General features: G+C 47.2%; 22 protein-coding genes. 14 read left to right on the forward strand and 8 right to left on the reverse strand.

What is annotated here, in order from left to right; all coding sequences use genetic code 11:
- The first annotated feature begins 118 nt into the window (after positions 1–118).
- The 7 genes from C7R94_RS02580 to C7R94_RS02610 all read left to right on the forward strand — a co-directional run bounded on the left by C7R94_RS02580 (position 119) and on the right by C7R94_RS02610 (position 8,130).
- The gene (locus tag C7R94_RS02580; RefSeq protein WP_233220457.1) at positions 119–1,708 is read left to right on the forward strand and encodes a helix-turn-helix domain-containing protein; all 1,590 of its coding nucleotides are present in this window, start codon (positions 119–121) and stop codon (positions 1,706–1,708) included.
- Between the two features lie 117 nt (positions 1,709–1,825).
- Positions 1,826–2,851 (forward strand): ABC transporter substrate-binding protein, encoded by a 1,026-nt coding sequence (locus tag C7R94_RS02585; protein ID WP_106778352.1) that lies wholly within the window; start codon positions 1,826–1,828, stop codon positions 2,849–2,851.
- Positions 2,852–3,105: 254 nt separating this feature from the next.
- Positions 3,106–4,164 carry a Delta(5) desaturase DesA gene (gene desA / locus C7R94_RS02590; RefSeq protein ID WP_047072114.1) on the forward strand — a complete coding sequence of 353 codons (1,059 nt, stop codon included), beginning with the start codon at positions 3,106–3,108 and terminating at the stop codon, positions 4,162–4,164.
- A 63-nt stretch (positions 4,165–4,227) separates the two neighbouring features.
- Positions 4,228–5,370 carry a sensor histidine kinase gene (locus tag C7R94_RS02595; protein WP_047072113.1) on the forward strand — a complete coding sequence of 381 codons (1,143 nt, stop codon included), beginning with the start codon at positions 4,228–4,230 and terminating at the stop codon, positions 5,368–5,370.
- Complete coding sequence (locus C7R94_RS02600) at positions 5,367–5,966, forward strand: response regulator transcription factor (protein WP_047072112.1); 600 nt, start codon at positions 5,367–5,369, stop codon at positions 5,964–5,966. Before C7R94_RS02595 ends, C7R94_RS02600 begins: the two co-directional genes overlap by 4 nt.
- Positions 5,967–6,133: 167 nt before the next feature.
- A complete protein-coding gene (locus C7R94_RS02605) occupies positions 6,134–6,703 on the forward strand; it encodes a helix-turn-helix domain-containing protein (protein WP_047072111.1) in 570 nt (189 codons plus the stop codon).
- A gap of 218 nt (positions 6,704–6,921) precedes the next feature.
- Positions 6,922–8,130, forward strand: a complete 1,209-nt coding sequence (locus C7R94_RS02610; protein ID WP_106778353.1) for a CynX/NimT family MFS transporter — start codon at positions 6,922–6,924, stop codon at positions 8,128–8,130.
- Positions 8,131–8,150: 20 nt separating this feature from the next.
- On the opposite strand, the gene C7R94_RS02615 is transcribed toward C7R94_RS02610, so the two are convergent.
- The 8 genes from C7R94_RS02615 to C7R94_RS02650 all read right to left on the reverse strand — a co-directional run bounded on the left by C7R94_RS02615 (position 8,151) and on the right by C7R94_RS02650 (position 13,016).
- Positions 8,151–8,675 (reverse strand): GNAT family N-acetyltransferase, encoded by a 525-nt coding sequence (locus C7R94_RS02615; RefSeq protein ID WP_106778354.1) that lies wholly within the window; start codon positions 8,673–8,675, stop codon positions 8,151–8,153.
- 169 nt (positions 8,676–8,844) lie between these two features.
- Positions 8,845–9,615: a matrixin family metalloprotease gene (locus C7R94_RS02620; RefSeq protein ID WP_233220458.1), complete on the reverse strand. Its 771-nt coding sequence runs from the start codon at positions 9,613–9,615 to the stop codon at positions 8,845–8,847.
- Between the two features lie 313 nt (positions 9,616–9,928).
- Entirely contained in the window at positions 9,929–10,492 is a 564-nt protein-coding gene (locus C7R94_RS02625; protein WP_106778385.1) for a hypothetical protein, read from the reverse strand.
- 211 nt (positions 10,493–10,703) lie between these two features.
- Positions 10,704–10,997, reverse strand: a complete 294-nt coding sequence (locus tag C7R94_RS02630; RefSeq protein ID WP_106778356.1) for a spore coat protein — start codon at positions 10,995–10,997, stop codon at positions 10,704–10,706.
- 11 nt (positions 10,998–11,008) lie between these two features.
- Complete coding sequence (locus C7R94_RS02635; RefSeq protein ID WP_047072104.1) at positions 11,009–11,203, reverse strand: hypothetical protein; 195 nt, start codon at positions 11,201–11,203, stop codon at positions 11,009–11,011.
- A gap of 30 nt (positions 11,204–11,233) precedes the next feature.
- Positions 11,234–12,370 (reverse strand): zinc-dependent alcohol dehydrogenase, encoded by a 1,137-nt coding sequence (locus C7R94_RS02640; RefSeq protein ID WP_106778357.1) that lies wholly within the window; start codon positions 12,368–12,370, stop codon positions 11,234–11,236.
- Between the two features lie 15 nt (positions 12,371–12,385).
- Entirely contained in the window at positions 12,386–12,757 is a 372-nt protein-coding gene (locus C7R94_RS02645; RefSeq protein ID WP_047072100.1) for a spore coat protein, read from the reverse strand.
- A 13-nt stretch (positions 12,758–12,770) separates the two neighbouring features.
- Complete coding sequence (locus tag C7R94_RS02650; RefSeq protein WP_106778358.1) at positions 12,771–13,016, reverse strand: spore gernimation protein GerQ; 246 nt, start codon at positions 13,014–13,016, stop codon at positions 12,771–12,773.
- A 208-nt stretch (positions 13,017–13,224) separates the two neighbouring features.
- Here C7R94_RS02650 and C7R94_RS02655 point away from each other — a divergent pair, with 208 nt between their 5' ends.
- The 7 genes from C7R94_RS02655 (at position 13,225) to C7R94_RS02685 (ending at position 20,870) form a co-directional block, all read left to right on the forward strand.
- Positions 13,225–14,199, forward strand: coding sequence for an ROK family protein (locus C7R94_RS02655; RefSeq protein WP_106778359.1), 975 nt, complete (start codon positions 13,225–13,227; stop codon positions 14,197–14,199).
- A 79-nt stretch (positions 14,200–14,278) separates the two neighbouring features.
- Positions 14,279–15,343, forward strand: a complete 1,065-nt coding sequence (locus C7R94_RS02660) for a Gfo/Idh/MocA family protein (protein WP_106778360.1) — start codon at positions 14,279–14,281, stop codon at positions 15,341–15,343.
- A gap of 73 nt (positions 15,344–15,416) precedes the next feature.
- The gene (locus C7R94_RS02665; protein ID WP_106778361.1) at positions 15,417–17,003 is read left to right on the forward strand and encodes a glutathione ABC transporter substrate-binding protein; all 1,587 of its coding nucleotides are present in this window, start codon (positions 15,417–15,419) and stop codon (positions 17,001–17,003) included.
- Positions 17,004–17,070: 67 nt separating this feature from the next.
- Positions 17,071–17,994 carry a nickel ABC transporter permease gene (nikB, locus tag C7R94_RS02670; RefSeq protein WP_106778362.1) on the forward strand — a complete coding sequence of 308 codons (924 nt, stop codon included), beginning with the start codon at positions 17,071–17,073 and terminating at the stop codon, positions 17,992–17,994.
- Positions 17,995–18,013: 19 nt separating this feature from the next.
- Positions 18,014–18,904 carry an ABC transporter permease subunit gene (locus C7R94_RS02675; protein ID WP_106778363.1) on the forward strand — a complete coding sequence of 297 codons (891 nt, stop codon included), beginning with the start codon at positions 18,014–18,016 and terminating at the stop codon, positions 18,902–18,904.
- An 18-nt stretch (positions 18,905–18,922) separates the two neighbouring features.
- Positions 18,923–19,915: an ABC transporter ATP-binding protein gene (locus tag C7R94_RS02680; protein WP_106778364.1), complete on the forward strand. Its 993-nt coding sequence runs from the start codon at positions 18,923–18,925 to the stop codon at positions 19,913–19,915.
- On the forward strand, positions 19,908–20,870 hold the full coding sequence (locus C7R94_RS02685; protein WP_106778386.1) for an ABC transporter ATP-binding protein: 963 nt from the start codon (positions 19,908–19,910) through the stop codon (positions 20,868–20,870). The genes C7R94_RS02680 and C7R94_RS02685 overlap by 8 nt, the downstream gene beginning before the upstream one ends.
- The last annotated feature ends 10 nt before the right edge of the window (positions 20,871–20,880 follow it).

Raw genomic sequence — 20,880 nt, forward strand, 5'->3', positions numbered from 1 at the left:
ACGTAGGCAAGTATTACTTGCCAAATAAAAAGATCTCCAACATGATAAAAGTAGAACAGGCTGATTCTTGCAATCAGCTTGTCTACTTTTTCTTGTTATTTTCCGGTGATAGAAGGATGTGAGTCTGTTGACGATTTATCAGGATTATCCTGGCTTTTTGATAACCGCCTTTCGCAAACAGCGATTGAAAAATTTTCACCTGCGTCAGGTGGAGGTAAACACCCATGTCCTTTGCTATGTGGCAGAAGGAAGTGCAGCGATGGCGGTTGATGGTCAAAAGCAGGTGCTCGACGCCGGAAAGCTCTTGTTGTTGCGTCCGACGACGAAGCTAGAAGAATTGCGGTGCCAATCAGGACCGTTGCACATATACAGGCTGCATTACGCGGAAGCGAGACACGATCAGCAAGAGAGCGCTCCCGCGAGGAAAGAAGTCAAGGTTTTGGCTGTCTCTACTCCCGCCTCATTTCTGAGGATATTGGAGGAGCTTTCGCATTTGACACGGAAGCGGGACTACTCTTCTTTTTTGCGGAGCCAAGCGCTTCTCTACGAGCTGCTTGGTATTGTTCATGATGAACAGAAAAAGAAAGAGGAAAAGGGGATTGGAGCTATTGAGGAGACCATTGCCTACATGCAAAAACACTACCGCGAGTCACTCGAATTGGGAAGCTTGCCGAAGCTGGCGGGGCTGACCCCCAGCTCTTATTGCCGTGCTTTCAAACGTGCAACGGGAATGACGCCTGGGGAGTATTTGACTGGGCTGCGGATGGAGCATGCCAAGGAGCTGCTTGCTCATTCTGGAGGAAGTGTGAAGGATGTAGCTCGTAACGTAGGTTATACCGATGAGCTGTATTTTAGTAGACTCTTCAAAAAACGAGAAGGATTGTCGCCGCAAATTTATATGAAGCAAAGTGACCAGCGGGTAGTCGTCGTCAGCAAGCTGTTTTTGCAGGATCATTTTCTTGCGATGGGAATTCAGCCGATAGCTGCCCCCTCCTTCCCGAACTACTTTGAAACGAGGACGGGCTTTCCTTCTTATTTGCAGCAAAAGCTGCGCGGGACAAAAGCACTAAATGCAGAGCAGTTGATCGATCCGAAAGAGATTTTGACTTTGTCGCCAGATGTGATCGTCAGGATGAATTTTTTTCACAATCGGGAGGCAGGAGACTGGGAGAAAATAAAAGGAACGGTCTTCTTTGACGGCTATCCGAACTGGATTGACTACCAAACCAGATTGGCGACGCTCTTCAAGAAAGAGAGTCTGGCAGAGAAAATCATCAAGCACATTGACAAATTGGAAAAACAAGCAAGAGACGCACTGTTACCGGTTACACGCACGGGTGAATGGACGATGATTCGCGTCCTTGCTGATGAGGTGCGTCTGTATGGTGTAGAGGGGCACGCCCTCGCTGACTTGTTTTATCACAAGCTTGGATTTTCGCCTGACCCGAATGTGACCCATGCGGCCTATAAACCAAATGCGCTCAACGATCTGATCGAATTGAACCCGGAGAGAATCATCGTGTTTTGGAGTGAACGGGAGCATGTAGCAGCACTGTGGAACAACCCGCTTTGGAGAGATATGCGTGCGGTGCGGGAAAACAAAGTGTACCATCCCGCCAATCACGAATGGGACCCATGGGGACCGTTTGGCAGAGAGCATACGATTCAAAGGAGTACAGCGTATTTTCTCCAATGCGCACAAGGGTAATTTGGTCCATGACAATTAGACAATCACGTCCATAGAAAAGTAAGAGGAGTCTCTATATACTATCAATTGATAATTGTTATCAATAAGTTGATAAGCAGAAGTGGGGGCATTCTCGATATGAAAAGTAAGACCAGTTTACGTACCATGCGCCACATCATGACCAGCTTCTTCGCGCTGTGCTTTCTGGTTGTCCTTGCCGGCTGCGGAGGCAATGCCAACCAAGCTCAACAAGCGCCAGCTGCATCGGGAACGACGACTGAGGCTACTCCAACACCAGCACCAGCAAATTCCAATGAAGTACGAGAAGTAAAACACGCAATGGGTACCACTCCGATTAAAGGAACACCAGAACGCGTGGTTATTTTAACAAATGAAGGTACGGAAGCCTTGCTAGCACTTGGCGTCAAGCCAATCGCTGCTGTACAGTCCTGGGATGAAGATCCTTGGTATCCTCACATCAAAGACGAGATGACAGGCGTAGAAGTGTTGGGCTTCGAAGACCAGCCGAATCTCGAAGCGATTGTAAGCCTGAGCCCTGATTTGATCATCGGAAATAAAGTGCGTCATGAAAAGATTTACGATCAACTGTCCAAAATCGCTCCAACCGTATTCTCTGAAGAGCTGTCCGGTAGATGGAAAAGCAACTTCACGCTCTATGCAGAAGCACTGAACAAGAAGGCGGAAGGCGAGCAAGTCCTGAAAGAATTCGACGACCGCGTAGCTGCTGCGAAAGCAAAGCTGGGTCCTAAAGCTTCTACTAAAGTATCCGTAGCGAAATTCTCCAAAAAAGGCGTACAAATCTATCAAAAAGATACCTTTAGCGGTGTGCTGCTCGATCAGCTGGGACTCGCACGTCCAGCTTCCCAGGACGTAAACAATTTTGCAGAAATGATCGGCGAAGAAGGTATGTCTGCGATGGACGGGGACATCCTGTTCTACTGGGTAACGGAGCCAACGAAAGAATCTAAAGACATTGCGAACAATGCAAAAAAATGGATGGAGAGCCCAGTCTTCAAATCTCTGAATGTGGCGAAAACCAATCAAGTTTACCAAGTAGACGAAACGGTCTGGAACAAAGCAGGCGGCATCAAGGCAGCGAATTTGCTGCTCGAAGATATCATGAAGCGCCTCGATGTGAAGTAAAAAGAATACGGTGTCAAAGCAAAAGACCTCATCCGGAAGAATGGATGGGGTCTTTTCTTGGCATAATATGGGACGTCTACTTCGTTTATGTACCTTAAATTTTCCAGTCGCTTGTTCAACCATGACATTTGTCATGTCTTCGACTTGACGTTTATGACTACAGCGGCCAGACACTATTTTCTACAATAAAGATAGAATATGGCGTTCGGCGCATTCCACGTGTCTATGCGCTTCGATCGAGGAGGAAACAATAGATGCATCAAGCCAACATTGCCCAGTTGAAAAAGAATGTTGCCCCCTTTGAAAAATCAGACCTGAAAAAGAGTATCCGACAGCTATTCAATACGTTGGTTCCGCTGATTCTGCTCTGGTACGGAGCTTATCTCAGTCTGTCTGTGTCTTATTGGCTCACGTTGCCTATCGTCATTGTCGCAGCTGGCTTCGTCATCCGTACCTTCATCATTTGCCACGATTGCTGCCACCAATCCTTTTTCAAAAATCGTCGGGCAAATGACATCGTAGGGACGATTACTGGTGTGCTTACCCTCGTTCCGTATGAACAGTGGAAAAATAGTCACAATATTCACCATGCAACGAGCAGCAACCTCGACAAACGAGGCGTAGGCGATCTGTGGATGTTGACTGTTAATGAATATCTCGAAGCTCCTACTTGGCGTAAAATTGCTTATCGGCTGTACCGTAATCCGATCGTTATGTTTGGTTTGGGTCCTATTTTTGTCTTTTTGCTTCAATATCGTTTTAATGTAAAGAGAGCTCGCCGCAAAGAGCGGATGAATACGTATTTGACGAATGTGTTGTTGGTCAGTCTTTATGGGCTCTTAATCTGGGCGGTTGGCTGGCAAGCATTCCTACTGATTCAAGGTCCAATCTTTTTTGTCTCGGGATTGTTTGGCATTTGGCTGTTTTATGTGCAGCATACGTATGAGGATTCGTACTTTGAGAACGAAGAAGAGTGGAGCTACGTGAAAGCAGCAGTAGAAGGAAGCTCCTACTATAAGCTGCCGAAGGTTTTGCAATGGATCACAGGCAATATTGGCTTTCACCACGTCCATCACTTAAGCCCACGCGTACCGAATTACAACCTGGAAAAAGCCCATAACGAGACACCGCCGCTTCATATGGCGACAACGATTACACTGGCGTCCAGCTTGCAGTGCCTGCGTTTTCATTTATGGGATGAGAGCAACAAGCGTTTTGTGAGCTTCAAAGGCATCAAGCGATTGGCTGCTGCTCGATCTGAAGTGATCATGGATGCACTCCAAGGCTCCAAACCGAGTTTGGAAGGAAAATAAGCCTGCCATAAACCTTTGAATTCCGATACACTTGAGAGAGTGGCGAAGAAAAGGTGGGCAATCATGCAGAAGCAGAAGTGGTATCACATTCTTCAAAAAAATACGGGCTTGAGCCCTTATGTGTGGGTTGTCTTCTACATCCTGCCATTCTATTTCATCTTCCGGTCCTCTTCGACGCACGAAGCAGTGATCGGAATCATCATGATCATTCTGTTTTTCATTTGCTATGTATTCTCCTTCCTGTCAAAGGGCTGGCTAATTTACTTTTGGACGAGTGTGCAGATTATCATATCCGTCGCCATGACCTTGATGTTCGGCTATGTGTATTTCTCACTCTTCCTGGCGTTTTTTATCGGGAATATCGAGAACAAGATCGGCTTTGTTACGCTGTACACGGTTCATTTGATCAGCACCACCTTATCGGTCAACATCGGCTTTTTCACCAAAAATGCGCAATTGATTGGCCAGCTTCCGTTTGTTTTGGTTAGCATGATCGCTGTCATTCTCTTGCCCGTGACTACGTACAACTGGAATAAGCGAGAGAAGCTGCAAGGAGAGCTGGAGCATGCCAACAAGCGGATATCAGAGCTGGTCAAGCTCGAGGAACGCCAACGCATTGCCCGTGACTTGCACGATACGCTGGGGCAGAAGCTCTCCCTGATTGGGTTGAAAAGTGATTTGGCGAACAAGCTGATCAACAAAAATCCTGCTCTGGCGAGAACGGAGCTGGAGGAAATCAGGCAAACGGCGCGAATCGCTTTGAAAGAGGTACGGGAAATGGTCACGCAAATGCGCGGGACGCGGTTAGAGGATGAGATGTTTCGGATCAAGCAAATTTTCAAGGCAGCGGATATTGAATTCGTACTGGAAGGCGACACGAATTTGACCAATACTTCGCTGATGACGGAAAATGTGTTGTGCATGTGCCTGAAAGAAGCGGTCAACAATATTGTGAAGCATAGCAATGCCACCGCCTGTTCCATCGTCATTGAACCCACTCGTACCGATCTCGTCGTAAGCGTAACGGATAATGGCATAGGAATGGCGGAGGAATTGGTTTACCGAGGCAACGGTTTGCGTGGGATGAAGGAACGGCTGGAATTTGTCAACGGAAGCATGGAAATCCAGTCCTCAATGTCTGGAACACAGCTAGTGATTCGGGTGCCCAACGTCTTCAAACAACCGGAACAGGAGGCGGGAGGATGATTCGCATTGTCATTGCAGAGGATCAGCGGATGCTCTTGGGAGCCCTTGCTTCCCTGCTTGATTTGGAAGAGGATATGAAGGTCGTCGGAAGAGCAAGTAATGGTGAGGATGCCGTTAAGCTCGTGCATCAGCATCAACCCGACATATGCATTATGGATATCGAAATGCCAGTCAAAAGCGGATTGGACGCTGCCGAGGAATTGAAAGGCAGCGGGTGCAAGGTGATGATTCTTACAACCTTTGCTCGCCCAGGTTACTTCGAACGGGCACTGAAGGCAGGCGCAAACGGCTACTTGCTCAAGGACAGTCCGAGCGAAGAGCTGGCTAGCTCGATCCGCAGCATTATGGCAGGGCGGCGGATCTATGCGCCTGAGTTGGTCGATGAGGCATACGGGCAGGAGAATCCGCTGACGGAGCGGGAAAAGGAAGTCCTGCTTTTGATCGCTGACGGGAAGAACACCAAGGAGATTGCCAGCCAGCTGTACATTACGACAGGGACTGTGCGGAATTACATCTCCATCATTCTCGATAAGCTCGGTGTGAGCAATCGGATCGAGGCGATTATGCATTCCAAGGAAAAAGGCTGGTTTAAGTAGCAGATCAGCTGGAGGAGGCCCTTTCTGTTTCGGCAGGAAGGGTTTCTTTTTTATGGGGTTATGATTGATGATCTGGTATATTTAGTATGATTCCACCCACTATCGTATATGAATGCTAATAGCAAAGTTTTTATCGTTTCCATCGTTGTGGCAAAGGGGGGCTTAAAGTGAATCTAGAAACCGATGATCCAAAACAAGTTGTTTTACAGGTTGGAGGGGTATTAAAAAAAATTCGTAAAGAGAAGCATTTGAGCCTTGAAGATTTATCAGAGCTATCCGGTGTGAGCAAGCTGACACTTGGAAATATTGAGCGTGGAGAAACCAACCCAACAATCGGGGTGCTGTGGAAAATTTCGAAATGCTTATCTATACCACTCTTGGCGTTATTCTCAACGGAAAACAGTGTGAATCTGTCCAGAGCTGGGAAGGGACTCAGAATTGCTGGGGAAAATAAAGAGTGGGTCATTGAGCCAATCTTTCAAAACGTAAGTAATGAAATTGAAACGTATAGAGCTTATTTACAACCGAACAGCTCATACCATCCAGAGAAGCATCACCACAATACAACGGAAATTGCGACAGTAATGTCAGGAACCCTTTCCATTCATGTAAATAATGAGTCGTACGTCTTGAATCAATATGATTCGATTAGTTTTTGTGCAGATGGCACGCATTCCTATATAAATCAGTCCGACGAGCTTGTTGTGCTCCATATTATATTGAAATATGGGGTCTAAAAATTGATCCCCTGTATGTTCATAGACTACGACGACTATGACCCTTTATCGACCGAATGGTTGCTAGAGGGTTATTTTTGGTTGTGATTTATTAGAGATGATAGACATTAGACAATTATCGATTGATGTATTATAGTATACATTATTAGTCGAAAAGTATATTATAATATATTTTCATTGAGTTTCGAATCCAATCTAATAGACGAAGAGGGAAAAAGATGAGCAAGCAAGAGATAAAATCAAATCCAAAAGTCACTAGATCAGCAGTTTTTGCGTTTATTGTAGGGATTATTTTTATTGCAGCTAATTTACGGGCCCCTTTAACCTCGGTGGGGCCTCTAGTTGGTCTTATTAGGGACGATGTTCATATTTCGAATACGCTGGCCGGTATGATTACCACGTTGCCTCTATTAGCCTTTGCACTTTTTTCTCCAATTGTTCCTAAATTAGGACGAAAGTTTGGAGTAGAAGTAATGATTCTAATTTCTATCATCCTTCTTACTCTTGGGGTTATTTTGCGTTCCCTCTCAGGAATTGCTACTTTATATATCGGTACTGCTGTTCTTGGATTGGCAATTTCCATTTCTAATGTATTGTTGCCTAGCCTTATTAAACGAGAGTTTCCTAGACGAATTGGTTTAATGACGGGTGTATATTCCATTTTTATGAATTTATTAGGGGCAATAGCATCTGGTATTAGTGTTCCCATTGCAGTTGGATTAGGAGTTGGATGGCAAGGGGCATTGGGTATATGGGGCATTCTTAGTTTGGTATCCATATTATTTTGGTTACCTCAAATGAAACGCCGCAATAGGGAAACAGCCACCGTTCAAAATCAATCGGCTGATAGCAGTGTGAATTTATGGCGTTCCCCACTAGCGTGGCAAGTAACCTTGTTTATGGGACTCCAATCTACGTTTTTCTATGTACTGATCACATGGCTACCTGAAATCTTAAAACAGCAAGGAACAAGTCCAGATCAATCGGGCTGGTTACTTTCCATTATGCAGTTAGCCTTGCTTCCCTTTACTTTTGTCGTTCCGATTATCGCAGGGCGTATGTCCAGTCAGCGCTCATTAGTTACGATTACGGCAATTTTGCTTTTAACGGGAACTCTTGGATTAGTTTATGGAAGCGCGAATTTCATTGTTTGGTGGATCATCATGCTCGGAATTGGTGGAGGTTTTGCATTTAGTTTATCGATGATGTTTTTTGGCTTACGGACAGAGAATGCTCAACAGGCTGCAGAGCTGTCCGGTATGGCTCAATCAGTTGGATACCTACTTGCTGCAATAGGCCCGACCCTTTTCGGATATCTGCATGATGCAACGGGTAGCTGGACTGTTCCACTTCTGCTTTTGGTTTGTGCGTCAATCTTGCTCTTTATATTTGGTCTAGGTGCAGCTAGAAATCGGCGGATTTGCTAAGGAGCCCAACTTAGAACCGCTTACTTCTCTAACGAATAAAAACAGTCATTCACCATCTTGCCAGAAATTTCAGTGCTTTCGGGCCCGACCTTATCCAGCTTCATTCCAGCCTTCTCCAAAACACGGCGTGAAGCGGCATGTTCTTCGGAACAAACAGCTGTAAATTTTTTGAATCCAAACGAATCCACAGCGAAATCAAATACGCGTCTGATTGCTTCCGTTGCGTAACCCTTGCCCTTGAATCCCTCCAGTATGATGAAGCCCACTTCCGCAGTGAGAGTTTCTCGGTTACGGGTGCAGATGCTAATCAAGCCAACGTCTCTACCGGAGTCCGTTTCACGTATGATCCAGGTTAGCCAGTAGTTCGATTCGAGACTCCATGGAGCGAGTTCTTTCTCAAAGTTACGGCGGATATCTTCATCGCTCATGGTCGCTCCGATATGCTCCATCAGTGTCGGGTTGGAATAGATGGAGCGGATTAGGTCCCAATCGGGTAAAGCCACTTTAGTGAAAGTCAGGCGTGCACTGAGGATTTGATTATTCATTGGGATTCTCCTTTGGGAAAGGTAAGGAATATTTATAATAGTATACGCTGTTGCATGAGAAGGAAAGGAGTCTATCCACAAGAGTTGGGCAGTTCGTCAAAAAAGGCCGTCGACTTTCTCGACAGCCAAAAAGAGTGCATTTCATTGTCTTTTTTTGTGGGCAATGGAGTTATCGACTAAAGATGTTTCTAAGCTCATTGATGTCGTTTTGGGTCGGAGCAGTGATTCTGGTCAACCAAGAGTTATTCATGATCGAATAATCGGATCTGTGATTTAGTCGTAGGACATGCCCAATCTCATGAGTAGCCAAGGCTTCTAAATAAGCGGCGTTTCTGTTGCTCACTCTGTTCCATTGGATGACTGTGCCACCGGTTACTCTGGAACCATTCGATTGCCACCAGCCAAATCCATCATAGCCCCTCGCATAGCCTTCACCTAAGGTAATAGGGGCATTTTGTGTTAGGGTTAATGAAACAATGCCTGTGTTGTTCCAATTTTGAATGGCATTCTCATAGGCCTGTTTAAGAGCAGGGATATTCGTTGTAATGGTTACCTGATACGATACTAAGACATTGTTATGATCGGTTGCAGGTGGGTTTCCATTAATAAAAGCAGACGCAATATAGTATTTCACGCCGTTTTTCTCGTAGAAGAACCATCTATTATCAGGGGAGCTTGTCCAATAATCATTGAGCGAGGTACCACGGGTCCAACCAGAAAATTGTACACGGGTATTTGGTTGAAGCCTGTCGATGATAGCGGCAGAAGTTGTCGGTCCGGTACGGATATTGACAGGGATCGGAGCGGATACACCGCTAAAATCCACGCGATATTCGGATTGATCCTGTGCGTTGGTTGGCGTAATGAAATATCCATTTACAAGAGTGACAAGAGTAATGGTGAACAATAAAAGTTTACCCAAAGTTCTTTCTAACATCATGAGGCTCCTTCCAAATAAGAGTTTTGTTTTCCCAGTACAGTTCTTTGTGGACCTACTAGTCCATCTCTTTTAAGTATTTTGAAATTGTTTTCTTAAATGGTAAAATATGTATCGGATATTTTCAAGACAGTTACAAAATTATTAACAATTTATACCATATTTACTGATCATTCATGCCGATGCATGGTGGAAATAAAAAAACCTACCTGTTTAAAAAGGTAGGAGTTGGTGTCCTCAGCCTATGGCCAACAAGAAAAAGAAACAAGCTGATGTTGATTGAGTTTCGACGTCAGCTTGTAAACAGGATACATGCCTATAGGCGCTTGATCAGGTTCATTGTTCCCGATGACCTGACAACAATCCATCCGTCAGGAATAGGCGAGCCGAGCATTACCCATACCTCCTGACCAGAGGGTGCGTTGTTCAGATTTTTAATCTGGTTCATGCTTCCGGAACTTCTAATCACAACCCATCCGTCAGGAATAGGGGAACCGAGCATTACCCATACTTCCTGATTAGAAGAGGCGCTGTTCAGATTTTTAATCTGGTTCATGCTTCCGGAACTTCTGATCACAACCCATCCGTCAGGAATAGGAGAGCCGAGCATTACCCAAACCTCGTAACCAGAAGGAGCATTGTTCATATCCTTAATCAGGTTCATGTTTCCAGAAGATCTGATCACGACCCATCCGGTTGGAATAGGAGAGCCGAGCATTACCCATACTTCCTGACCAAATGCGGCATTTTTGATTATTGCTTTTGCGGAGGCTGGTGCCTTCTCCTGTAATGGTAGAGCGGCCCCGTGGGCTGCCGCGGCTAAACTTGGTACAGAGACAACTGAGCTTAAAGTCAGGATGATTAAGGCTTTTTTAAACATGAACATCAACCTTTCATGACAGAGGTAATGTAGCTCCGAAACGCTCATCGAGTGAATGCCAGAAGTTGCGGTACTCCATGAGATGGATACCATCGCCACTCTCCAAGAATACCTATATATACCATTTTATAGGATGTTTGTTCCTTTTACTTTAGGAGATATTGTCGAATGGTAGACAAAATAAAAAGCACCTCAAAAGGGTGCTTTCCGTTCACGAGAGATTTAACGCGGTCTGGATATTTTGCTGATCCAATTGAATCTGCTCGGTAACATTCCATGGATGATACCAGCCTCGCTCAATCATGTACAGGCTGATCTTTTCGTGCAAATCGATTGCTTCTTCCAAGTGCTTGGTTAGTGTTGCCTTAATTTCTGGGGTGCCTGTTTCCGTCAGTGCCATGGCATAGTTCCGCACACCGCTCTTTGCGGAAATGAGAAAGTCCATGGCGATTACTTGATCCGTCAGGCCACCCATACCAGCTAAGCTTTGAAGAATGCCACTCATGTGTTGTCCCCCTAAGAATTTGCTTTTGTCAGTAGAGAGCTCAGCTCCTGGAGCTGTCTGGTGGATACGAGAACATCGTCAGCCAAAAGCTGTCTCAACGTCTCATCGGAAACCAGACTTTGCATTGTCTTGGACTTGGTCATGCAAATGGTTTTAAAAGAAGCAATTTCATGCAGTTCAAGCTGTTCGTGCAATCCGTAACTCATCGCAGCGGCACCTTCCTTCCCGTCATTTCATCAAGGCTTTAGAACGACTTTGATGCAATTGTCCGTTTTCGTATCAAATACTTCGTATCCACGCTTTGCTTCACTCAAGGGAATGACATGCGTGATGATGTCGCCCGGATCGACTTTTCCGGTGGTAATGAGCTCATACATATAGGGCATGTAGTGGATCACAGGAGCTTGTCCGGAGCGTATGTTAACATTGCGTTGCATGATGTCTCCAAGAGGGAAGGCATTATAGCGTCCGCCATAAACACCGGTAATTTGGATTGTGCCGCCTTTGCGGACTGCTTGGGAAGCGATGACGATTGCTCCCATCGCGCCTCCTTGCAGCTTCAAGCCACTCGCCAGAAACTCCAAAGCGGACATTTTTCCATCCATACCAACAGCATCGATGACAACATCAGCGCCACCCTTCGTGAGTTCTTTCAGGTAGTTGCCGATATTTTCCTTTTGCTCAAAGTTTACGATTTCTACGTTGTTCGTACGCTTTGCATGTTGCAGGCGGTAGTCGACATAATCAACGGCAATCACACGTTTTGCACCCTTCAGCCAACAAAACTTTTGGACAAGAAGACCTACGGGGCCGCAGCCCAGAACGATCACGGTATCTCCGTTCTTGACACCTGCGTTATCTACGCTCCAATAGGCAGTTGGCATGACATCGGCAATCAAACACAGCTTTTCATCTTCTATTTCGCAGTTTTCGGGCAGCTTGAAATGGGTAAAGTTCGCATAGGGCACCCGCAAATACTCCGCCTGTCCCCCAGGATAACCGCCAGTTGTACCGGTATATCCAAAAAAACCACCCATATCGCCATTCTCGTTTGAATTGTCACATTGGCTTTCTAAATCGTTTTTGCAATAAAAGCATTCGCCGCAAGCAATCGTAAATGGAATGATGACGCGGTCGCCCTTTTTCAGCTTGGTTACACCGGGACCAACCTCTTCGACAATGCCCATTGGTTCGTGACCAATAATGTAATCCTCTTGCAAATTGGGGATCATGCCATGAATTAAATGGAGATCGGACCCGCATATGGCTGTACTTGTCAATTTCACGATCATATCATCGGGCTTTTCAAGCTTCGGGTCGGGCACCTCTTTTACCACTACGTTTTTAATGCCTTGGTATGTAACAGCTTTCATCGATAAGTTCCTCCATCATTGGTGTTCATCTGGTGTCCGATCGAACATGCCTTTGCGCGAAGTATCTTCTGGGAATAGGTTCATGTGCCCGATTTGGATCGTTTCCAGGGCTGAGAGGTGGTCTAGTTGATACTGTTCATGGAGTTCGTAAGGATGGAACCATTTCTTACTGAGCATCAGCTCCGCGATTTCTTGATGGAGGGCAATTCCTTGATGGAGTTGTTTTCGCAATACGGCTCTTGCTTCCGGAGTAACGGTTTCAGTCAGAGCAATTGCTGTGTTTCGGACGCCTTCTTTGGCACGCATGAGGAAGTCCATTGCAAAAGTCATATCTGCCTTCTCCGGCATGTTTAACGCATTTATGGGATCTTGATAATCGTTGTTCATCTGATTCTCACCTTCAGTTTATGATGGGGGTCGGACGCGTTTGCGGGATCGGTGCCTGGAAGGGCGCGTTCTTGTAAATAGTCTGAAGCTCCTCGATTGCTTGCAAGGATTGCTCTACATCTTTTTGCATCAACGCTCGTAAATCCTGATCGAATACCAGGCCTTGCATCAGCTTGGATTTGGCGAGACAAAGTGTTTTAAAGTTAAGTACCTCATGAATATCCAGTGATTCATGGGCAGCCAGCGTCTGTTTATTCATCGGACAGTTCTCCTTTTGGGCGTTTTAACAGTTTTATTCTGTCCTATGTACTTCTTGGTATTCGAAAAGAAACCAGCCGATGAATTGAATTTTTCGAATAATCTGGACGTAGAGGGATGGGTATGCTACAAATAAAGCAAGTTGAATTTATAAAGCCGTTGGAGAAATTAAGTATCAAATGGTTACGGTAAACAAAGGAGAGACGAGCATGGCAAAAGAGGAATACGCGATTGGGCTGGACTTGGGTGGGACCAAAATCTTGGCTGGATTAGTGGACCGTACAGGCCGATTGATCGCACGAAAACAACTGCCTACGCACGCGGAAGAGGGAGAAAAGGCCGTGATCGAAAGAGTGCTGTCCGCTACACACGATGTCCTGTCAGCAAGCGGAATCCATCCCGAAAAAGTACGCGGTGTTGGAATCGCTTCAGCTGGTGTGATTAACAGCGATAGCGGCGAAGTCATTTTTGCGAGCAATCTGGGTTGGCGAAATGTACCGATTGGCACGTTGATTGGGCAAAGATTCGGATTGTCCGTTCGCCTGTTCAATGACGCGAATGCTGCGGCCATTGCAGAGTGGCTATGGGGCGCAGGTGTCGGTACACGAAATATGATTTACGTCACGGTCAGCACAGGGGTAGGAGCTGGAATCGTCAGCGACGGAAGATTGGTTTTAGGTAGAGATGGAAGTGCGGGTGAGTTCGGCCATATCTCGATCGATTGGAACGGACCGCCATGCCGCTGCGGGAATCGCGGATGCTTAGAAAATTACGCTTCTGGTACTGCTATCGAAAACGCCGCCAGTCACAAATTGGCATCCATGAAGGAGCCCGTTACCGAGCGAATCCTTGTTGAAAAGGGAGAGCTGACGGCAAAAGTGATCAGTGAAGCAGCGCTTGCAGGAGATCCGTTTTTCACGCAAATTGTAAAGCAAGCGGGGTTTTACTTAGGTGTAGGAGCAGCCAATTTGATCTATTTGTTTAATCCGGAGGTCCTTGTCTTCGGGGGCGGGGTTATGAACGCATCCGCACTATTGCTTCCAGAAATCGAAAAGAGCATGAGAGATAGATGCATCCCTGGATTGGCGAATGAAGTGCGGGTGGTCACAAGCCCAATCGGGGTGGAGGCCGGAGTGATGGGAGCGGCAGGGGGAATCTTCGAAAATCTATATTGCAAAAATTAAAACAATTTTGTATCATCTTATTAATTACTCCACTGAAAAAAATAATTAACGAATGAGAAGCAAGGAGGAAGACAACATCATGTCAAAAGTGAGAGTTGCGGTGATTGGTGCAGGATCAATTTCAGACATGCACTTGCAATCGTACCAGCAAAACGAACGTACAGAAATTCGTGCCGTCGTCGACTTCAACGAGGAGCGCGCTCGGGAAAAAGCACAGAAGTACGACGCTGAGACTTGCTACACCAAGCTGGAGGAAGTTTTCTCAGATGAGCAGGTAGACGCAGTGAGTATTTGTACGTGGAACAACACGCACGCAGATATTGCCATCGCTGCCCTTAGAGCGGGTAAGCACGTGCTTTTGGAAAAGCCTTTAAGTACAACAGTTGAAAGCGCTCTCCTGATAGAAGAGGCCGTAAAAGGGAGTGGCAAGCTGCTCCAGGTGGGCTTTGTGAGAAGGTACGATACGAATGCGCAATTGCTCAAGCAGTTTATCAATGCGGGCGAGCTGGGCGAGATTTATTATGCGAAGGCATCCTGCCTGCGTCGCTTGGGCAATCCGGGAGGCTGGTTCGCTGACAAGGACAGATCTGGCGGAGGTCCGCTGATCGATCTCGGTGTGCATGTCATTGATCTGTGCTGGTACTTGATGGGCTGTCCAAAAGTAACGACCGTCAGCGGCAATACATACAACAAGCTGGGCAATCGTTCCAACGTCAAAAATCTCTCCTTTTACAAAGCTGCCGACTACGACCCTTCCCAAAACACCGTCGAGGATATGGCCAATGCACTCATTCGCTTCGAAAACGGAGCTTCCCTTTTCGTGGATGTGAGCTATACGTTGCATGCGAAAAAAGACGAGCTGGCCGTCAAGCTGTACGGAGACAAGGGAGGCGCAGAGGTGGAGCCAGAGCTGTCCATCATTGCAGAAAAGCATGACACGATCCTGAATCTCAGCCCGCAGATGGATAAGTTATCGTTTGATTTCAAGCGGGGCTTTCAAAATGAGATCGATCACTTCATCGCATGCATATTGGGTGAAAAAGAAACGCTCAGCCCTGTGCAGGACGGCGTAGAGATGATGAAGATTCTGTGTGGCATTTACGAATCAGCTGAGACCGGAAGAGAAATCGTATTTACCCGATAATCGGCAGACAAGACCAATCCATGGACATCCAGATGTCACCCATAGATTAGATGAAGACAAGGGGGAAAAGAAAATGAAAAAAGCATCGTTTTTGCGAACCGCATCCGTCTTACTTTTTTCAGTGGCTTTACTTTTCGGATGTTCTAGTGGCGGTGGCAGTGGCAGTGGAACTCCGGCAGCTTCCAATGGGGGGACAACGACAGGAGCGCCGCAAAAGGATCAGATGGTCATCGCCGTAAACGAAAACTTCATTACGATGGACCCTCAAAATACAGGGGATGCACTGTCATCAGGTGTCCAAAGCGCGATGTTTGAAGGGCTTCTAATTTACGACAAGGATTTGAAGCTCATGCCGGGTTTATCGACTGAATATTCGGTTAATAAGGATGCGACAGAGTATACCTTCAAGCTACGGCAAAACGTGAAGTTCCATGACGGCACACCATTCAATGCCGAAGCGGTCAAAATCAACTTCGACCGGATGAGCAACAAAGACAATAACTTAAGAGCCTATCGGAACTACAAATACATCAAGTCTACAGAGGTAGTCGACGAGCACACAGTAAAAGTGACGCTGAACCAGCCGTTTTCCGCGATGATCAACAAGTTCACGACTGGAATCATCAGTCCGGCAGCTCTGGAAAAGTACGGCAAGGACATTACCAAAAATCCAGTCGGCACAGGCCCATACAAATTCGTGGAATGGGTACAGGGTGACCATTTGACGGTAGAGCTGAATCCGGATCACTGGAACAAGGGCGCTGCCAAGGTCGGAAAAATCGTCTACAAACCCGTTCCCGAAAACGGCTCCCGCGTAGCCATGCTGAAGACGGGTGAAGCTGATGTCATCTATCCGTTGCCGGAGCAGCAAGTAGAGACACTGAACGGTGAAGAGGAAGTAAAGGTAGAGCGCACACCTTCCACCATCACTCGCTATGTCTCGATCAATATGCTGAAAAAGCCGTTTGATGATCCGCGCGTTCGCCAAGCCATCAACCATGCAGTGGACAAGGAAGCGTTCATTAAAGTCGTGAAATCCGGGTATGGCGCACAGCTGGAATCCGTAATGTCGCCGACGATTGCCCACTATGCGAAGCAAGGCACCTATGAATACAACATCGAAAAAGCGAAGCAGCTTTTGAAAGAAGCAGGCTACGAGAATGGCTTCACTACCGATATCTGGGGCAATACGAACTCGGATACGATGAAGGGCATGCAATTCATTCAGCAGCAATTGCAAAAGGTTGGCATCAAGGTTGAAGTGAAATCGATGGAAGAAGCCACGCTGTCCGATGAAATCTACGGCATCAAGTCGCCAGAAGAAGCAAAAATGAACATGTGGTACGTAAGCTGGTCCTCTGCTGATCCAGACAATGCGATGCGTTCGTTGTTTAGCAGTGAGAACTTCCCGCCTGCGGGAGCGAACACGGCTTTCTACAAAAATGACCTTGTCGATCAAAGCATCAAGGAAGCGACACAATCGTCAGACCAAGACAAGCAAAAGCAATTGTATGGCGTCGTGCAAGAAAATGTGTTTAAAGATGCACCATGGATTTTCCTCGCAGTCGATGAAATCTTGTACGGAAAACGTGCGAACGTGAACGGTGTTTATATCACACCAAGTGGCGGCATCTATGTAAGAGAAGCGGCGTTCCAATAATACTTGAAGCAGCGTTCGGGCATTGTCTGCCGCTGGGCGCTGCTTTTCTTTTAGGAGGAACCGTACCATGTTCCGTTATATCGTGAAGAGACTCATCGAGATCATCCCGATTATTTTTGTCGTGTCGTTGCTCATTTTCTTCTTTATTCATCTGGTTCCGGGTGATCCTGTACGCTTGGCGGCGGGAAAAGAAGCGACCTTGGAAGAGATCGAGCGGGTGCGTCAGGAGCTGGGCTTGGATAAGCCATTGCTTACCCAGTACATCAACTACATGCAAAACCTGTTAACAGGAAATTTGGGACACTCCTTGAAGACGGGGCTTCCCATTAGCGATATGTTTGAAAACCGTTTTTCCGTAACCATGACGTTGACATTTATGAGCCTGGGCTGGGCCTTGGTGCTCGGATTGCTGATTGGAACGATCTCTGCTGTTTTCCGCAATAAATGGCCGGATTACGTAGGAATGCTGACGGCGATTTCCGGTATTTCCTTGCCTGGATTTTGGCTGGGGCTCATTCTCATACAAGTTTTTTCTGTTACGCTGGGCTGGTTTCCCACAGGTGGGGTGGAGAGCTGGAAAAGCTACGTGCTTCCTTCGTTAACCTTGGGAGCAGGAATTATGTCGATGCTGGCCCGTTTTACACGGTCCTCCCTGCTTGAAACATTAAAGGAAGATTTTATTCGAACAGGTCGGGCAAAAGGGCTGAAGGAATCCGTAGTCGTTCGCAAGCACGCCCTGAAAAATTCAATGATTCCGGTCGTAACCATCGCCGGTTTGCAATTCGGCTTTCTCTTGGGCGGATCGGTTGTCGTGGAGACGGTGTTTAGTATTCCGGGTATGGGGCGTCTGTTGATCGATTCCATTGCGTTTCGTGATTATCCGGTGGTTCAGGCGGTCATCCTGTTGTTTTCACTGGAGTTCATCCTCGTGAATCTGCTGGTAGACATCCTGTACAAGGCACTGAATCCGAAAATCCGTTATGAAAGCTAATGGCAAGGAGGTGACGTAAATGGAGGTAGTAAAAGAAATCGGGCATAATGTCGTGGTTCCCCCTGAAAAGAAATCCCGAGCCCGCGAGTTTTGGAAGAAGTGGAAGCAGCAAAAGACAGCTTTCTGGGCAGGGTTTTTTATCTTGTTTTTGTTTATCATCGCGCTGTTTGGTCCTTGGATCGCCCCGTATGATCCGTATGAACCGAACTATGATGTGACGTTGCAAACTCCGTCTATAGAGCATTGGGCAGGGACAGATGAATACGGACGAGATATTTTGAGCCGTATCATCGTAGGAACGGGAATCTCTCTTGGCGTCAGCTTTTCTTCTGTGCTGGTCGGCGCAGTGGTTGGGACGATTCTAGGCTTGATTAGCGGATATTACGGCGGGTGGATGGATCGCCTCATCATGCGGTGGAGTGACGTCATGTTCGCTTTTCCCGACTTGCTGCTTGCAATCGCAATCGTTGCGATTCTCGGCCCGGGATTAACGAATGTCGTCGTGGCGGTAGCGGTGTTCAGTATTCCATCGTTTGCTCGTTTGATCCGCGGCAATACATTGGCTGCCAAGGAAGCGGTGTTTGTAGAAGCGGCACGATCCATGGGGGCAAAAAGCAGCCGGATTATGTTTCGACACATCTTTCCAGAGACCGTCTCCAGTATGATCGTCTTTTTTTCCATGCGGATCGGCACCTCGATCTTGGCTGCATCCAGTCTCAGCTTTCTCGGTCTGGGGGCCGCTCCCGAGAGTCCCGACTGGGGGGCGATGCTCAGTATGGGTCGTGACTATCTCGCCACTTCTCCACATGTGGTCATCATTCCCGGGATTGCGATCTTTTTGACCGTACTGGCGTTCAATCTGGTTGGGGATGGCTTGCGCGATATTTTGGACCCGAAAACGAAGAACTAAGCGAGGGAGATGGGGCAGATGAGTGGGAACATCATGGAAGTAAAGCATCTGCAGACGCAATTTACGAGAGACAACCAGAAGACAGTCGTCCTCGACCATGTCAGCTTTCATATAAAAAAAGGCGAGGTGCTTGGCCTGGTTGGCGAATCGGGTTGCGGCAAGAGCGTGACCTCCTTGTCGATTATGCGCCTGTTCAAGGACACGACTGGTGAGATTACCAATGGCGAGATTGTTTACAACGGTACGAATTTGCTCTCGATTTCGGAGAGTGATATGCGTCGCATTCGAGGAAAAGAAATCTCGATGATTTTTCAGGAGCCGATGACCTCGCTCAACCCGGTGATGAAAATCGGAGAGCAATTGATGGAAGCCATTCGTTTACACCTCGGCTACTCCGACCAAAAGGCGCGTGAACAAGCAGTGAGCATGCTGACAAAGGTGGGCATTCCGCGTCCGAGCGAAATTATGGGGGAGTATCCGCATCAGCTCTCTGGCGGTATGCGACAGCGCATCATGATTGCGATGGCGATGTCCTGCAATCCCAACCTGTTGATCGCCGATGAGCCAACGACGGCACTCGATGTCACGATTCAAGCACAAATCCTCGACGTAATGAAGCAGCTTCAGGCTGAAGAGCATATGTCGATGCTGTTGATCACGCATGATCTCGGCGTCGTGGCGGAGATGTGCAACCGTGTCGTGGTCATGTACGCAGGGCGTGTCGTGGAGGAAGCATCTGTTTACGACTTGTTCGATGAACCCAAACATCCGTATACCAAAGGCTTGATCGGCTCTGTCCCCAAAATCGGGCAGAAGCGCGCGCGGCTGGATTCGGTTCCGGGCAACGTACCGACACCGAACAATATGCCGAAGGGCTGTAAATTCGCTCCGCGCTGCAAGGATGTCATGCCTGTCTGCTGGGAAAAGGAGCCCGTCATTACGACGGTGGGAAAAGAACGTTTTTGCCGCTGCTGGCTCTATCAAGGAGAAGGTAGGGATGTTCATGTCTAAATCACTGGTCGTGGTAGACGGTATCAAAAAAACGTTCCCGATTGATAGTGGTCTATTAAGCAGCAAAAAAAGCGTAAAGGCAGTGAATCATGTTTCGTTCGAGATCAAGGAAGGCGAGACATTCAGTCTGGTCGGAGAGAGTGGCTGCGGCAAGTCGACGACAGGGCGTTTGGTCACACGACTTTTGATGCCGGATGAGGGCAAGATTTGGATCAATGGCGAAGAAATCTCCAAGATGAACGAAACAAAGCTGCGGGAAGTGCGCAAGCAGGTACAGATGGTTTTTCAGGACCCGTACGCCTCATTGAATCCGCGGATGAAAATTCGCGATGTGGTAGCAGAGCCTCTTCTCATTCATACGAAGCTGTCTGCCCAAGAGCGGGATCGGATTGTCGCCGAAATGCTCGAGGTCGTCGGGCTCTCCAGCTATCATGCGGAGAAATTCGCCCATGAATTCAGTGGAGGGCAACGACAGCGCATCGGAATTGCTCGTGCCTTGATTTTGAAGCCAAAGCTGATCGTCGCGGATGAGCCAGTCTCTGCTCTCGATGTGTCGATTCAATCGCAAATCTTGAATTTGCTAAAAGATTTGCAGGAAGAATTTCATTTGACTTATTTGTTTATTTCCCACGATTTGAGCGTGGTCGAGCATATTAGCGACAAGATTGGCGTGATGTATTTAGGGAGTCTCGTAGAATCCGGCCCGAAGGAAACGATTTTTGCCAATCCCCGGCATCCGTATACAAAAGCGCTGCTCTCTTCGGTTCCGATTCCTGATCCACGGGCGAAGCGGGAGAGGATCATTTTGCAGGGAGATGTACCAAGCCCGGTAAATCCGCCGTTAGGCTGTCTGTTTCATACGCGCTGCCCGTTCGCGATGGACATATGCAAGACGACACCACCAGCATTACGGGAAGCGGCAGACCGAGATCATTTTGTCGCTTGCCATTTGTGATTTGAATAAA

The organism is Brevibacillus sp. NRRL NRS-603 (assembly GCF_003013445.1).
Taxonomy (GTDB): Bacteria; Bacillota; Bacilli; order Brevibacillales; family Brevibacillaceae; genus Brevibacillus; species Brevibacillus formosus.

Bases quoted from the DNA above. Each gene is read 5' to 3' on its own strand.
- C7R94_RS02585 (WP_106778352.1), top strand. From the start codon at position 1,826: ATGAAAAGTAAGACCAGTTTACGTACCATGCGCCACATCATGACCAGC.
- desA (WP_047072114.1), top strand. From the start codon at position 3,106: ATGCATCAAGCCAACATTGCCCAGTTGAAAAAGAATGTTGCCCCCTTT.
- C7R94_RS02595 (WP_047072113.1), top strand. From the start codon at position 4,228: ATGCAGAAGCAGAAGTGGTATCACATTCTTCAAAAAAATACGGGCTTG.
- C7R94_RS02600 (WP_047072112.1), top strand. From the start codon at position 5,367: ATGATTCGCATTGTCATTGCAGAGGATCAGCGGATGCTCTTGGGAGCC.
- C7R94_RS02610 (WP_106778353.1), top strand. From the start codon at position 6,922: ATGAGCAAGCAAGAGATAAAATCAAATCCAAAAGTCACTAGATCAGCA.
- C7R94_RS02615 (WP_106778354.1), bottom strand. From the start codon at position 8,675: ATGAATAATCAAATCCTCAGTGCACGCCTGACTTTCACTAAAGTGGCT.
- C7R94_RS02620 (WP_233220458.1), bottom strand. From the start codon at position 9,615: ATGATGTTAGAAAGAACTTTGGGTAAACTTTTATTGTTCACCATTACT.
- C7R94_RS02625 (WP_106778385.1), bottom strand. From the start codon at position 10,492: ATGTTTAAAAAAGCCTTAATCATCCTGACTTTAAGCTCAGTTGTCTCT.
- C7R94_RS02630 (WP_106778356.1), bottom strand. From the start codon at position 10,997: ATGAGTGGCATTCTTCAAAGCTTAGCTGGTATGGGTGGCCTGACGGAT.
- C7R94_RS02635 (WP_047072104.1), bottom strand. From the start codon at position 11,203: ATGAGTTACGGATTGCACGAACAGCTTGAACTGCATGAAATTGCTTCT.
- C7R94_RS02640 (WP_106778357.1), bottom strand. From the start codon at position 12,370: ATGAAAGCTGTTACATACCAAGGCATTAAAAACGTAGTGGTAAAAGAG.
- C7R94_RS02645 (WP_047072100.1), bottom strand. From the start codon at position 12,757: ATGAACAACGATTATCAAGATCCCATAAATGCGTTAAACATGCCGGAG.
- C7R94_RS02650 (WP_106778358.1), bottom strand. From the start codon at position 13,016: ATGAATAAACAGACGCTGGCTGCCCATGAATCACTGGATATTCATGAG.
- C7R94_RS02655 (WP_106778359.1), top strand. From the start codon at position 13,225: ATGGCAAAAGAGGAATACGCGATTGGGCTGGACTTGGGTGGGACCAAA.
- C7R94_RS02660 (WP_106778360.1), top strand. From the start codon at position 14,279: ATGTCAAAAGTGAGAGTTGCGGTGATTGGTGCAGGATCAATTTCAGAC.
- C7R94_RS02665 (WP_106778361.1), top strand. From the start codon at position 15,417: ATGAAAAAAGCATCGTTTTTGCGAACCGCATCCGTCTTACTTTTTTCA.
- nikB (WP_106778362.1), top strand. From the start codon at position 17,071: ATGTTCCGTTATATCGTGAAGAGACTCATCGAGATCATCCCGATTATT.
- C7R94_RS02675 (WP_106778363.1), top strand. From the start codon at position 18,014: ATGGAGGTAGTAAAAGAAATCGGGCATAATGTCGTGGTTCCCCCTGAA.
- C7R94_RS02680 (WP_106778364.1), top strand. From the start codon at position 18,923: ATGAGTGGGAACATCATGGAAGTAAAGCATCTGCAGACGCAATTTACG.
- C7R94_RS02685 (WP_106778386.1), top strand. From the start codon at position 19,908: ATGTCTAAATCACTGGTCGTGGTAGACGGTATCAAAAAAACGTTCCCG.